Genomic DNA, 13,140 nt, shown 5'->3' on the forward strand with positions numbered 1-13,140 from the left:
ATCGGACCGATGAACGAACATGTGCGCGAGCCGAAGCCCGCCAAGCTCATCAAGGGCGCGGTGGACGACTGGGAAGTCGTCATCGGCTTGGAGATTCACGCGCAGGTCCAGTCGAACGCGAAGCTCTTCTCCGGCGCCTCCACGGCGTTCGGCGGCGAGCCGAACGATCATGTGAGCCTCGTGGACGCGGCGATGCCGGGGATGCTGCCCGTGATCAACGAGGCCTGCGTCGAGCAGGCGATCCGCACCGGTCTCGGCCTCAAGGCCAAGATCAACCACGTCTCGCGGTTCGACCGGAAGAATTATTTCTACCCCGACCTGCCGCAGGGCTACCAGATCTCGCAGTACCAGTACCCGATCGTGGGCGAGGGCGAGGTCATCGTCGACATGCTCGACGGGGAGCGCATCGTCGTCGGGATCGAGCGGCTGCACCTCGAGCAGGACGCCGGCAAGTCGCTGCACGACCAGCACGCGACGAAGAGCTATGTCGACCTCAACCGCTCCGGCGTCGCGCTGATGGAGATCGTCTCGCGCCCGGACCTGCGCTCCGCGGACGAGGCGAAGGCCTATATCTCCAAGATGCGCACGATCCTGCGCTATCTCGGCACGTCCGACGCCGACATGGACAAGGGCAATTTGCGCGCTGACATCAACGTCTCGGTCCGCCGTCCGGGCGAGCCGCTCGGCACGCGCTGCGAGATCAAGAACGTCAACTCCATCCGCTTCGCCGGCCAGGCGATCGACTACGAGGCGCGCCGCCAGATCGGCATCCTCGAGGATGGCGGCTCGATCGCGCAGGAGACGCGCCTCTTCGACGCCAACAGGGGCGAGACGCGCTCGATGCGCTCGAAGGAAGAGGCGCACGATTACCGCTACTTCCCCGATCCCGACCTCCTGCCGCTCGTGATCGAGGACGACCTCATCGAGCGCATCAGGGCGAGCCTGCCGGAGCTGCCGGACGAGAAGCGCGCCCGCTATGTCGAGACGCTCGGCCTCACCCCCTATGACGCGAGCGTGCTCGTGGTCGACGCGGCGGCGGCGGACTATTTCGAGAAGGTCGCCACCGGCCGCGATCCGAAGGCGGCGGCGAACTGGGTGATCAACGAGCTGTTCGGCCGCCTCAACAAGGAAGGGCTCGACATCTCGGAGAGCCCGATCTCGGCCGATCAGCTCGGCGGCATCCTCGACTTGCTCGGCGAGAAGGTCATCTCCGGCAAGATCGCGAAGGACCTCTTCGAGATCGTCTGGAGCGAGGGCGGCGATCCGGCCACGATCGTCGAGGCGCGCGGCATGAAGCAGGTGACCGACACCGGCGCGATCGAGACGGCGGTGGACGCGGTGATCGCGGCGAACCCGGACAAGGCCGAGCAGGCGAAGGCGAAGCCGAACCTCGCCGGCTGGTTCGTGGGTCAGGTGATGAAGGCGACCGGCGGCAAGGCGAACCCGCAGGCCGTGCAGGAGATCATCCGCGAGAAGCTCGGCATCACCGACGCCTGAGCCACACGGCGGGCGCCCCGCGCCCGCCGGCACGCCGCATCAGGCGGCGTTCGACCCCAGCGCGCCCGAGGCCGGGCCGACGGCGCGCGGCGGTGCGCCGGCCGCCTCCAGGATCGCCGGCAGCGCGATCATTCCGAAATCCAGATTCATGTGGACCCGCTCCTCCTCCTCGTGCGCGACCCCGGCGAGGGTCTGCGAGGCGCGGGCGAAGCGCTCGGACGTGGACGAGGAATCGACCACCGTCTCGACCGGCTGGGCGAGGGTCGCGAGGCCGCGTTCCTTGAAGGCGCTCTCGATGAGGGCGATCGCGTCCGTGTAGGCCGCGTCCATCGCCGCCTGATCCTCGACCGTGACGGGGATCGCCGGGAGCGGCGCCGCGAGGGCCACGACAGGCTTTCCGCTCGCCTTGCGGATCGCCCGGCCGAGCGTCACGCCATGGTCGCGCTCGATCATCATCTCGACGCCGCTCTCGATATAGCCGCGCGTGTAGGCGCGCGAGGTGGCGTGCGCGTAGAGGGCCGACAGGATGTAGTTCGTGCGCAGCGTGCCGACGACGACGAAGGCGTCGAACTCCTCGTAGCGGATGACGTCGGTCAACGGGTTCCACATCGGGCGGGCGTTGCGGTTGTCGGTGAGGAGCTTCTCGGGATCGACGCGCACGCCCTTCGGCCGCGCCTCGATCGCCGCGAACTCACGCCCGGCCATGCCCTGGAAATGCACGTAGAGCCCGTCCCGCGCGCCCATCTCGTCGGCGGCGAGCTTGTAGGCCACCATGTGGCTCGACCCGATGACGCAGATGCGGTGGCCTTCGGTGGGCGTTTCCCGCGTGGGACGGGGCCGCGCGGGTGCGGTCGCGCGGGCGCGCTTCGCGGGGCCGGGCTTCGCCGCAGGCGCGCGCTTCCCGCCGAAGAGGTTGAAGAGGCCCTTCATGCGGCCGCCTGGGTCGTCCTTGGGACTCATCGGTTCGCGGCAGCCTCCAGCATCACTTCCTCGCAGACGAGATCGTCCTCCGCGTCGCTTGCGCGCTGCTCGCGCTTGCGCGGCGCGTCGTCCTCGTCCGCCACGCTGTCGTCCCCGTGCGCCTTGAAGAAGTGGGACATCACGAACGCGACGCCCTCCTTTTTCACCGTGCGCATGTTGTCGTCGTAGAACATCGCCTTGAAGGGCGGCTGGAAGATGAACTCGAAGCTCGGGAAATAGTCGACGAAATCGTGTTCCTCGGACAGCGTCGCCGCGACGGTGCGCAGGAGGCACTTGGACCGCGAGTTCGCCGACAGCACGTGGTCCCCGGTTGCGGTCGCCGTCAGCGGTACCGGCGAGACGGTGAAGAGGATCTTCATCGCCGGGTTCAGCTCCCGCAGGATGGCGATCGCCTCCTCCATGTCGGCAAGGCACTCGCGGACGCTGTAGTTCCGGAAGACATGGCGGTCCGGGTCGAACTGGCCGCCGGCGGTGCCGGGGCACATCGGGTAGACGACGCCGGTCTCCCGGTCCTCCCACGCCTCGGTGAGGCCGAAGGTGAAGATGAAGAGGTCGATTTCGGGCAGCGACTCGCGCATCCGCTCAATCATGTGGGCGCGCGCGTCGAGCATCTCCTTGGCGCTCTGATAGCCCTCCGGCTCGACGGCGGGGCGGAACGGGTCGACGGTCGCGCCGTCGCGCCGCGACCACACCGTGTCCGGCGCCGCCGCGCGGCCCGAGCCCCAGCGCAGCCACTGGAGGAGCAGGCGCGGGGTGTAGATGTTGCCGGTGCGGAAGGAGAAGACGCCATAATTGTAGGGCCGGTTGAGCTGGGCCGGGAAGTGCGGGAAGGGGAGCTCCGCCTCGAACCAGTCATACCCCCGTGCGACGAACTGACGCCCGATATGCTGGGAAAAGCACGAGCCTTGCGTCACAACCCGCATCGTCTTGTCGATCGGAAATTTGGGCCGGTAGACATCGCTGATCGATGTCGGCTCCAGGTCCGCGACGGCGGGGCGCCAGAAGGCGCGTTCGGGAAGGGTCTGATAGGGGTTCTTCAATGCGCCACCCGTCTGTCATGCCTCGCGTCGTCTCATCGAAGGCGATTTGGTCCGCACGATCGCCTTCGCAAGACCGGATACACGACCATAACGCAATTGCGAATGCCCCCGATCCCATACCCGCATGCGACGGGGCGTGCGTACGGGCGACATCGTCGCCCTATTGGCTATAGTCGCGCCATGAGACATGCGGTCCGATCGAAGGACCTCGGGAGGATGGAATGCGCAACGATATGGGTGGGTTCGACTTCGGTCTCGGCGAAGACCTCGACATGTTGCGCGACCAGGTGCGCTCCTTCTCCGCCGACCGGATCGCGCCGATCGCGGAGGAGACCGACCGCGAGAACCGCTTCCCGCGCCATCTGTGGCCCGAGATGGGCGAGCTCGGCCTCCACGGCATCACCGTGCCGGAGGAGTTCGGCGGAGCGGGGCTCGGCTATCTCGCCCATTGCGTGGCGATGGAGGAGGTCTCGCGCGCCTCGGCCTCGGTCGGCCTCTCCTACGGCGCGCACTCGAACCTGTGCATCAACCAGATCAACCGGAACGGGACGGAGGACCAGAAGCGGCGGTACCTCCCGAAGCTGATCTCGGGCGAGCATGTGGGCGCGCTCGCGATGAGCGAGCCCGGCTCCGGCTCCGACGTCGTCTCCATGCGCACCCGCGCCGAGAAGAAGGGCGATCGCTGGGTCCTGAACGGGTCGAAATTCTGGATCACCAACGGCCCGGTCGCCGAGACGCTGGTCGTCTACGCCAAGACCGACCCGGACGCCGGCCCGCGCGGCATCACCGCCTTCCTGATCGAGAAGGAGATGAAGGGCTTCTCGACCGCGCAGAAGCTCGACAAGCTCGGCATGCGCGGCTCCGACACGTGCGAACTGATCTTCGAGGATTGCGAGGTGCCGGAGGAGAATGTCCTCGGGTCGCTGGGGCGCGGCGTCAACGTGCTGATGTCAGGTCTCGATTATGAGCGCGTGGTGCTCGCGGCCGGCCCGCTCGGCATCATGCAGGCCGCGCTCGACATCGTTCTGCCCTACGTCCACGAGCGCAAGCAGTTCGGCCAGCCGATCGGCACCTTCCAGCTCATGCAGGGCAAGATCGCCGACATGTACGTCACGATGAATGCCTGCAAGGCGTACGTCTATGCGGTGGCGCGCGCGGCCGACGCTGGCCGCACGACGCGCGAGGATGCGGCGGGCGCGATCCTCTACGCCGCCGAGAAGGCGACGCAGGTGGCGCTCGACGCGATCCAGACGCTCGGCGGCAACGGCTACATCAACGACTATCCGACCGGCCGCCTCCTGCGCGACGCGAAGCTCTACGAGATCGGCGCGGGGACGAGCGAGATCCGCCGGATGCTGATCGGGCGCGAGCTCTTCGAGAAGACCGCCTGATCCCTTGCGCCGGATCGTGCTGTCGGGCGCGTCGGGCGGGGGGAAGTCCACGCTCCTCGACGCGCTCGCCCGTCGCGGCCACGCGACGGTGGAGGAGCCGGGCCGCGCCATCGTGCGCGAGGAGTTGGCGAAGGGCGGCGACGCGCTGCCCAACGTGAACCTTCTCCTCTTCGCCGAGCGGGCGGGGGCGCGTGCGATCGCGATGCACGAGGCCGCGCGCGGCGATCTCGTCTTCTTCGACCGCTCGCTGGTCGACGCCGTCGCGGTGTTCGCCCGCCTCGGCGCGCCGCTCCCGCCCTCGCTCGACGGCGCGCTCGCCCGCGTGCGCTATGACGAGACGGTGTTCATGGTGCCGCCCTGGCCGGAGATCTTCGTCGCGGACGCGGAGCGCCGGCACGGGCTCGACGCCGCCGTCTCGGAGTACGAGCATCTCCTGACATTTTACCCGGCGGCGGGCTATCGCGTGGTGATCGTCCCGCGCGCACCGGTCTCGCGCCGCGCCGACTTCGTGGAGGGCGTCCTCGCCGGATCAATCATCCCGTCGGCCTGACGCGGCGCACGCCCATCGCGCGCAGCGCCTGCCGCCAGCGCTTCTCGAAGACGGGTTGCACGAAGCGCTCCGCCGTGCGCCGCCCCGCCTTCGCGATCGTGGCGGCGCGGGCGGGATCGGAGAGGGCGGTCAGCACCGTGTCCGCGATCGCCTCCACGGGCCCGTATCGGGTGATGAGGGCATTGCGGCCGTGGCGCATATAGTCCCGCCCCGCGATGCCATCGAGGCCGCACACGGTCGCGCCCACCCCCATCGCCTCCAGCGGCGTGAGGCCGAACCCCTCCGCCGGAACGAGGCTGAGGAGGGTCCGCGTCGTCCCGAGCCGCGCGATGAGGTCGCGATGGGAGATCTTCGCCTCGGTCCGCAAGGGTTCGAGTTGGATGGAGGGGCGGCGCGTGCGCAGGATGTCCGCGACGCGCTCCCCGATGCCGCGCGCCAGGTGATCGCGCCCCTTCACATGGAGGAGGACGCGCTCGGCCGGCCGCGCCTCCCACGCGGGAGGCGCCTCGTCGGGCAGTGTGACATAGGCGGGAATGATGGGGGTCTTGAGGCGGTAGGTGCGCGCGAGGAAGTCGCGCACCACCCGGCTCACGCTCACATAATGGTCGAAATAGAGGTCGAGCAGGCTGAACGTCTTGAAGTCCTGCACGTACATGATCTTGCGCCCCGGAAAGCGCAGGCCGAACCCGTTGTTGGAGAAGGACGGGTTCGACAGGAGGATGTCGTCCGGCCCCGCCGCCTCCATCATCTCGATGATGCTGAGGGCGGGGAAGCGGTGCGGGTAGGTGAAGATCCCGTTGTCCGGGCCGTGCTCGTTCACCGACACGCACGCCCCGTCATAGCCGAACGTCTCGTGGAGGATGCGGCCCACCTCGTAGGCCATCATCGTCCCCCCGTTCGGGACGTACCCGCCGACTATGAAGACGGTGGGCGCCATGGCGGGATCTCGGTGGTGTCGGTCTCGTTGCGCGATGGGGCGGGCACCGCGTGGGCGCCGGCGCCGGCGAGTGTGTCGCGCGCGGCGTCCATGATCCGCACGACGTCATTGTAGCGCTCGCGCCCGGCGCGCACGACGAGCTGGATCTGCCGCCCCTCGTCCGCCGGCTCCAGCGTCGCGACCGACAGCCCGTCGAGCGCCGCGCCCGACTGGCGCACGAACGGCTCCGGCAGGATCGTGTCACCGAGCCCGTCGCGCACGAGGCTGAGGAGGGTCGAGAAGGAGGACGGGCCGATCCGCGTCGGCACCTTCGAGCCGGAGCGCGCGTGCGAGCGGCGGATCGCCTCCTGCACCACCTCGCGGAAGCAGTGCCCCTCCTGCATCAGGAGGAGGGGGCGGCTCATCGTGTCGATGGTCACCACATCCGGCAGCGGCTCGGCGCTGACCGCGACGAGGCGCTCGTCGACCAGCGGGATCGCCGCCAGCGAGGGCAGGCGCGGCAGCGTGGCGGTGACCGCGAAGTCGAGCGCGTCGGCGTTGACGGCCGCCTCCAGCGCATCGCTCCGGTCCTCGATGAAGTTGACCTCGGTGTTGCCGTTCAGATCGGCGAGGCGCTTCAGGAAGCCCGACGCGAAATAGGGCGCGATCGTCGGCAGCACGCCGAAGCGCAGCGGCCGCCCGAGGAGGACGCCGTCGCCGCGCGTGGTGCGCTGGACGCGATAGAAGGCCTCCATGATCTCGCGGGCGGCGGCCAGCACCTCGCTGCCCTCCACGGTGACCGAGACCGACCCGTGCCGGCGCTCGATGAGGGTGAGGCCGAGGAGTTCCTCCATCCGCCGCAGCTGGGCGGACAGGGTGGGCTGGCTGATGCCACAGTGCTCCGCCGCGCGGGAAAATGATCCGTGCTCGGCGATGGCGATGAAATATTCGAGGTCACGAAATCGCAGAAGACGCATCATGCGCGGAGCCCTCCGACATGGGAGGTCGAAAGAGAAAAAATAAGCAAATGGGAGTGTAAATTGGGAAAATTATTGTACATTTTTCTTCCGTAGAAGCTGATCTTATTGTTGGTCTTGTTCGCTCGCGCGGGTCTCCTCTGATCGAAATAGGCGTTTCGTTGTCTTCGTAGGCTAAAAGCCTCGGCGCGACCTGTCCAGAAGGGGCGCGCTGCGAAGCGAAACCGTTCAGAGATCCGCCAGCTTAACGAGCGTAATCGCACTTAGCGTTATGGTTCAATTCCCCTAAACTTGCAACAAAACGCATACATTTCCGCAGCGGACGCGCCGTTTCCCGGCGACGGCGATGCCATCCGGTGCGTGCGGGAATTGGGTGCGTCGCAGCAAGAATTGCTTTCGCGAGTTCTTCCCGCGCGCGACATTGCGGTGTCTTCGACGGGGTGTAGGCTGCACGCCGCCAACGAGGCCCATGCCGCGCCGCGAAGCGGGAGGGCCGCAGCCCCTGGGAGGAGCGGATGGCGCACGGATCGATCTATTGGTCGGAGCTCGCGACGAGCGATGTGGAGGCCGCCAAGGACCACTACGCGAAGATAGCGGGGTGGACCTTCGAAGGCATGGATATGGGCGGCGGCACCTACTGGGTCGCCTCGCACGATGGCCGGGCGATCGCCGGGATCATGGACCTGAAGCTCATTCCCCACCCCGTTCCGCCCCACTGGCTGACCTATGTCGCCGTGGACGACATGGACGCGGCGATGGGGATCGTCGCCGACACCGGCGGAAAGGTGATCCGCGAGCCGTTCGACGTGCCGGGCGTCGGCATCATCGCGATCGTGTCGGAACCGGGTGGCGGCGGATATGGGCTGATCGAGCCTGCCCCGATGCCGGCGAGCTAAAGGCGCGCGGCCGGCGGTTCGGCGGACCCGTCAGGGAAAGCCGAACCACCATTGGGCGAGGCCGAGAAAGGCGAGGAAGCCGATCACGTCCGTCAGCGTCGTCAGGAACACGGACGAGGCGACGGCGGGGTCGACGCCGATCCGGTCGAGGATCATCGGCATCGTCGCGCCGAAGAAGCCGGCGCAGAAGATGTTGAAGACGATCGCGCTCGCGATCACGATGCCGAGCTGCGGGCTGCCGAACCAGATCGCGGCGACCACCCCGACCGAGATCGCCACCGCGCCGCCATTCATCAGCGCCACCAGCACCTCGCGGAAGATCACGCGCAGCACGTTGCGCTTGGTGATCTGGCGCTGCGAGATCGCGCGCACCGTGACGGTCATCGCCTGAATGCCGGCATTGCCGCCGAGGGCGGTCACGACCGGCATCAGGATCGCGAGCGCCACCATCGCCGCGATCGTGTCGTCGAAGAGGGCGATGACGCCGGACGCGAGGAAGGCGGTGACCATGTTGATCATCAGCCACGGGATGCGAGTCTTGGCGACGTAGAGCGGCGTGTCGGACAGTTCGGCGTCACCGGCGCCGGCGAGGGCGCGGATGTCCTCGTCTGCCTCCGCCTCGATGACGTCGACGATGTCGTCGATGGTGAGGATGCCGACGAGGCGGTCGCCGTCGTCCACGACAGCGGCCGACAGAAGGTCGTAGCGCTGGAAGAGGTGGGCGGCCTCTTCCTGGTCCTCGTCGGCCCGGATCGTGATCGGCTCCTCGTCCATGATCTCGGTGATCTTCACCGGACGGCGGGTGCGCAGGAGCCGGTCGAGCGCGACCGTGCCGAGGAGACGGAAGGCGGCGTCGACGACGTAGATTTCGGTGAACTCGTCGGGGAGGTCTTCCTCCTCGCGCAGGGTGTCGATCACCTGGCCGACGGTCCAGAAGGGCGGCATCGCGACGAAGTCGGTCTGCATCCGCCGCCCGGCGCTCTCCTCCGGAAAGTCCAGGGAGCGCTTGAGGCGGTGGCGCATCGCGAACGGGAGCTGCGCCAGGATCGCTTCGGACTGCTCGTCCTCGAGGTCCTCCAGGATGTAGACCGCGTCGTCCGAATCGAGGTCGGCGAGACCGTCTGCGACGGCCTTCGGCTCGAGCTCGGACAGGATCTGGAGGCGGACCGGCTCTTCGAGCTCGGTGAGGGCGGTGAAGTCGAAATCCTCACCGAGCAGGCGGACGAGCTCGACGCGCTCCTCCGGCTCGAGGCGGGACAGAAGCTCGGCGAGATCGCTCTCGTGCAACGGCTCGACGAGCTCGACGAGGCGCTCGCCATCGCCGGCATCGACGAGAGAGGAGACCTCGTCGCGCAGCTCGTCGCTGACGGTCGCCTCGTCTTCCGTGTTGGTATCAGCCATTCCGCACCCTTGGTTTGGCTGAAGAAGGCAACCGCCCGCTTCGCGTGTCCCGTCGTTGGGGAGGTGGATAGCACGCCCGTCAGCTTCGCGCAGGCACTCGATGGGAAAGCCGACCCGTCGGCGGGGTCCGTCACGCGCGGCGCGTTGATGCGGTGCACACAGGCCACACAATCAATATCGGGCCGGCGAAACGAAAAAGCCCCCGGGTGCCAAGCACGCCGAGGGCTTTTCGGTTCCATGCCACCGATCCGATGGATCAGCCGGTGTATGGTGCGGTCGAGAAGACTCGAACTTCCACGGGTTGCCCCACAGCGACCTCAACGCTGCGCGTCTACCAATTCCGCCACGACCGCGGTGAGCCGGGGAACTAGCATCCCCTTTCCGACCTTTCAAGCGCCCAAGTGGCCGTCTAAATGAGGTTTCTCACAGGGCAGGGACAGAACGGGCAAAAATCGGCCCGCTCCCGGGCGAGAGGACAGTGCGATGCATCCGGTGGACTGGGCGATTTCGGAACAGCTTGTGGATTATCAACAGGCTGTGGCCGAAATGGAGGCGCGCGTGGCCGCGGTGACCGAAGGCCGCGCGCCGGAGCTCGTCTGGCTCCTGGAGCATCCGCCCTGCTACACCGCCGGCACCAGCGCCAAGGTGGAGGATCTCGTCGCCCCCGACCGCTTCCCGGTGATCAAGACCGGGCGCGGCGGCCAGTACACGTATCATGGCCCAGGACAAAGGGTCGCGTACGCGATGATGGACCTCAAGGGCCGCGGGCGCGACGTGCGCTGCTATGTCCACCACCTCGAAGGCTGGCTCATCGACACGCTGAAGGCGTTCGGCGTGGACGGCGAGCGGCGCGAGGGGCGCGTCGGCGTCTGGGTCCGCCGGCCGGACGGATCGGGCGAGGACAAGATCGCCGCGATCGGCGTGCGCGTGCGGCGCTGGGTCACGCTCCACGGCATCTCGCTGAACGTGGAGCCGGACCTTGAGCATTTCTCCGGCATCGTCCCGTGCGGGGTGCGCCAGCACGGCGTGACGAGCCTCGTCGGTCTCGGTCGCATCGTCACGATGGAAGAGGTGGATGCGGCGCTTGAGACGGCCTTCCGCGCCCGCTTCGGCAAGACGCGGCGGGTGGCCCCGCCGATCGGCGCGACGGCGCTCCACAGCGCCGCCTGAGGCGCTCAGCGGGTCGGCAGGATCACGAAGCCGTCGACGTGCGGCATCTCGACGGGATCGAGGCCGATGGCGTCGACGCGCGCGGCGGGAGGGCCGCTCCGGCACGCCTCCAGCATCGCGTCGACCGCCGCATACTCACCGATGATGACGGCCTCCACGCTGCCGTCCGCCAGATTGCGTACGGTGCCCCTCAGCCCGCGCGCCACCGCCTCGCGGCGGCACCATTCGCGATAGCCGACCCCCTGGACGCGGCCGGAGATCAGGAACCGCGTCGCGCTCACTCGAACTCCAGGATCACCGTGTCGACGGCGAGGCTGGCGCCCTCGCTGACATGGACCGCCTTCACCTTGCCGGAGCGTTCGGCGCGGATGACGTTCTCCATCTTCATCGCCTCGATGACGGCGAGCGGCTGACCGTCCTCCACCGAATCACCGGCCTTGACGCTCAGCGAGACGACGAGGCCCGGCATCGGGCACAGGACCTTCTTCCCGCCGTCGGCCGCGGACACCTCCGGCATCAGCGCCGTGAGGTCGGCGACGCGCGGGCGGCGCACCTTCACCCCGGCGCGCATGCCGCGCCAGGTGAGGGCGGTGTGCTTGGCGTTGCGGTGAAGGCCCATGACGACAGGCGTGCCGCCGACATGGCCCGACCAGACGCGCTGGCTGCCGGTCTCGTCGGGGACGACGTCGAACTCGGCCTCGCCGAAGGTGATCGTCCAGCCCTCTTCCGACTTGGCGACATGGCCGTCGATGCGCGTCCCGTCGTCGAAGATCGCGGCGAGGGCGTGCGGGCGGGGCGAGGGGTGCTGGCCGATCCCGGTGCGGCGGGCGGCCTCGCGCGCCTCCTGCGCGAGGGCGACGGCGGCCATGATGATGCGCGCATCGTCGGAGAGCGGACGCACGGCGCTGTCGGAGAATTCCTCGGCGATGAAGCCGGTCGACAGGTTCCCCTCGCGCCAGCGCGGATGGGTCATCAGCGCCGAGAGGAAGGTCGCGTTGTGGCGGATGCCCTCGATCGAGACGCGGTCGAGCGCCTTCGCCATCTCGTCGATCGCGGCGTGGCGGTTCGGCCCGTGGGTGATCACCTTGGCGATCATCGGGTCGTAGAAGCGGGAGATCTCCGAGCCCTCGGTGACGCCGGTGTCGACGCGGACCGTCGTGTGGCCGCCGTGCTCGGCCGGCATCGCGAAGCGCTTCAGGCGGCCGATCGAGGGCAGGAATTTGCGGTCCGGATCCTCGGCATAGAGGCGGCTCTCGATCGCCCAGCCGTTCGGGACGATGTCGCTCTGCTTGTGGCGCAGCGTCTCGCCGGCGGCGACGCGGATCATCTCCTCGACGAGGTCGAGACCGGTGACGAGCTCGGTCACCGGGTGCTCCACCTGGAGGCGCGTGTTCATCTCGAGGAAGTAGAAGTCGGCGTTCTGGCTCGCGACGAACTCCACGGTGCCGGCCGAATCATAGTTCACCGCCTTCGCGAGGGCGACGGCCTGGGCGCCCATGGCCGCCCGCGTCTCCTCGTCGAGAAGCGGGGAGGGCGCCTCCTCGATGACCTTCTGGTTGCGCCGCTGGATCGAGCACTCGCGCTCCAGGAGGTGGATGACGTTGCCGTGCTTGTCGCCGAGCACCTGGATCTCGATGTGGCGCGGGTCGACGATGAATTTCTCGACGAAGACGCGCTCGTCACCGAAGGAGGAGGCCGCCTCGGAGCGGGCGCGGTCGAAGCCCTCGCGGACCTCGGCGGCGGAGTGGGCGATGCGCATGCCCTTGCCGCCGCCGCCGGCCGAGGCCTTGATCATCACCGGGAAGCCGATCTCCTCGGCGATCGCGATCGCCGCGGCGACGCTCTCCACCGCGCCGGCGCCGCCGGGCACGGTCGACACGCCCGCCGCCTCGGCGCGGCGCTTCGATTCGATCTTGTCGCCCATCGCGTTGATCGCGCCGGGATTGGGACCGATGAAGACGATCCCCGCCGCCTCGAGCGCCTCAGGGAAGGCGGCCCGCTCGGACAGGAAGCCGTAGCCGGGGTGGACCGCCTGCGCGCCCGTCTGGCGGCACGCGGCGACGATCGCCTCGATATCGAGATAGGATTGGGCCGCGGGCGGGGGGCCGATCCGCACCGCCTCGTCGGCCATTTCGACGTGCGGGGCGTGGCGGTCGGCGTCGGAATAGACCGCGACGGTGGAAATCTTCAGGCGGCGGCATGTCTTCATCACGCGGCAGGCGATCTCGCCACGGTTTGCTACCAGGATCTTCTCGAACATGTCCCGTCCTTCGGCCGTCTTGAGCCTACGCTTTTAGGGGAGCGGCCATAGCGAAGTCCAA

Annotated in this window: 11 protein-coding genes, 1 tRNA gene and 1 pseudogene; 5 read left to right on the forward strand and 8 right to left on the reverse strand. The window is 68.2% G+C overall.

Annotation, left to right across the window (positions count from 1 at the left end; genetic code table 11):
• Positions 1 to 9 precede the first annotated feature (9 nt).
• Positions 10 to 1,497 (forward strand): Asp-tRNA(Asn)/Glu-tRNA(Gln) amidotransferase subunit GatB, encoded by a 1,488-nt coding sequence (gene gatB / locus DBV35_RS04355; RefSeq protein WP_108658994.1) that lies wholly within the window; start codon positions 10 to 12, stop codon positions 1,495 to 1,497.
• A 39-nt stretch (positions 1,498 to 1,536) separates the two neighbouring features.
• Here gatB and DBV35_RS04360 read toward each other — a convergent pair whose 3' ends face one another.
• The gene (locus DBV35_RS04360; RefSeq protein WP_157961580.1) at positions 1,537 to 2,457 is read right to left on the reverse strand and encodes a hypothetical protein; all 921 of its coding nucleotides are present in this window, start codon (positions 2,455 to 2,457) and stop codon (positions 1,537 to 1,539) included.
• Positions 2,454 to 3,518, reverse strand: coding sequence for a GSCFA domain-containing protein (locus tag DBV35_RS04365; RefSeq protein WP_108658996.1), 1,065 nt, complete (start codon positions 3,516 to 3,518; stop codon positions 2,454 to 2,456). The genes DBV35_RS04360 and DBV35_RS04365 overlap by 4 nt, the downstream gene beginning before the upstream one ends.
• Positions 3,519 to 3,739: 221 nt before the next feature.
• Between DBV35_RS04365 and DBV35_RS04370 the strand changes: the two genes are divergently transcribed.
• Both DBV35_RS04370 and DBV35_RS04375 read left to right on the forward strand, forming a co-directional pair.
• Positions 3,740 to 4,909, forward strand: a complete 1,170-nt coding sequence (locus tag DBV35_RS04370; RefSeq protein ID WP_108658997.1) for an isovaleryl-CoA dehydrogenase — start codon at positions 3,740 to 3,742, stop codon at positions 4,907 to 4,909.
• A 4-nt stretch (positions 4,910 to 4,913) separates the two neighbouring features.
• Positions 4,914 to 5,459 (forward strand): AAA family ATPase, encoded by a 546-nt coding sequence (locus tag DBV35_RS04375; protein ID WP_108658998.1) that lies wholly within the window; start codon positions 4,914 to 4,916, stop codon positions 5,457 to 5,459.
• On the opposite strand, the gene DBV35_RS04380 is transcribed toward DBV35_RS04375, so the two are convergent.
• Positions 5,443 to 6,396, reverse strand: coding sequence for a glycosyltransferase (locus DBV35_RS04380; protein WP_108658999.1), 954 nt, complete (start codon positions 6,394 to 6,396; stop codon positions 5,443 to 5,445). The two genes, DBV35_RS04375 and DBV35_RS04380, sit on opposite strands and share 17 nt — an antisense overlap.
• Entirely contained in the window at positions 6,375 to 7,355 is a 981-nt protein-coding gene (locus DBV35_RS04385) for a LysR family transcriptional regulator (protein WP_108659000.1), read from the reverse strand. Before DBV35_RS04385 ends, DBV35_RS04380 begins: the two co-directional genes overlap by 22 nt.
• Positions 7,356 to 7,867: 512 nt before the next feature.
• Between DBV35_RS04385 and DBV35_RS04390 the strand changes: the two genes are divergently transcribed.
• Positions 7,868 to 8,248 carry a VOC family protein gene (locus tag DBV35_RS04390; RefSeq protein WP_108659001.1) on the forward strand — a complete coding sequence of 127 codons (381 nt, stop codon included), beginning with the start codon at positions 7,868 to 7,870 and terminating at the stop codon, positions 8,246 to 8,248.
• A gap of 30 nt (positions 8,249 to 8,278) precedes the next feature.
• On the opposite strand, the gene mgtE is transcribed toward DBV35_RS04390, so the two are convergent.
• On the reverse strand, positions 8,279 to 9,649 hold the full coding sequence (gene mgtE / locus DBV35_RS04395) for a magnesium transporter (RefSeq protein ID WP_108659002.1): 1,371 nt from the start codon (positions 9,647 to 9,649) through the stop codon (positions 8,279 to 8,281).
• A gap of 268 nt (positions 9,650 to 9,917) precedes the next feature.
• Positions 9,918 to 10,002: transfer RNA gene (locus tag DBV35_RS04400), tRNA-Leu, on the reverse strand.
• 130 nt (positions 10,003 to 10,132) lie between these two features.
• Here DBV35_RS04400 and lipB point away from each other — a divergent pair.
• Positions 10,133 to 10,819 (forward strand): annotated as a pseudogene (gene lipB, locus DBV35_RS04405) (lipoyl(octanoyl) transferase LipB); the annotation flags it as partial.
• A gap of 5 nt (positions 10,820 to 10,824) precedes the next feature.
• On the opposite strand, the gene DBV35_RS04410 reads toward lipB, so the two are convergent.
• Together DBV35_RS04410 and DBV35_RS04415 are read right to left on the reverse strand one after the other, a co-directional pair.
• Positions 10,825 to 11,100 (reverse strand): acylphosphatase, encoded by a 276-nt coding sequence (locus DBV35_RS04410; protein ID WP_108659004.1) that lies wholly within the window; start codon positions 11,098 to 11,100, stop codon positions 10,825 to 10,827.
• Positions 11,097 to 13,079 (reverse strand): acetyl-CoA carboxylase biotin carboxylase subunit, encoded by a 1,983-nt coding sequence (locus DBV35_RS04415; RefSeq protein ID WP_108659005.1) that lies wholly within the window; start codon positions 13,077 to 13,079, stop codon positions 11,097 to 11,099. The genes DBV35_RS04410 and DBV35_RS04415 overlap by 4 nt, the downstream gene beginning before the upstream one ends.
• Between the last annotated feature and the right edge of the window lie 61 nt (positions 13,080 to 13,140).

Source organism: Acuticoccus kandeliae, assembly GCF_003073115.1.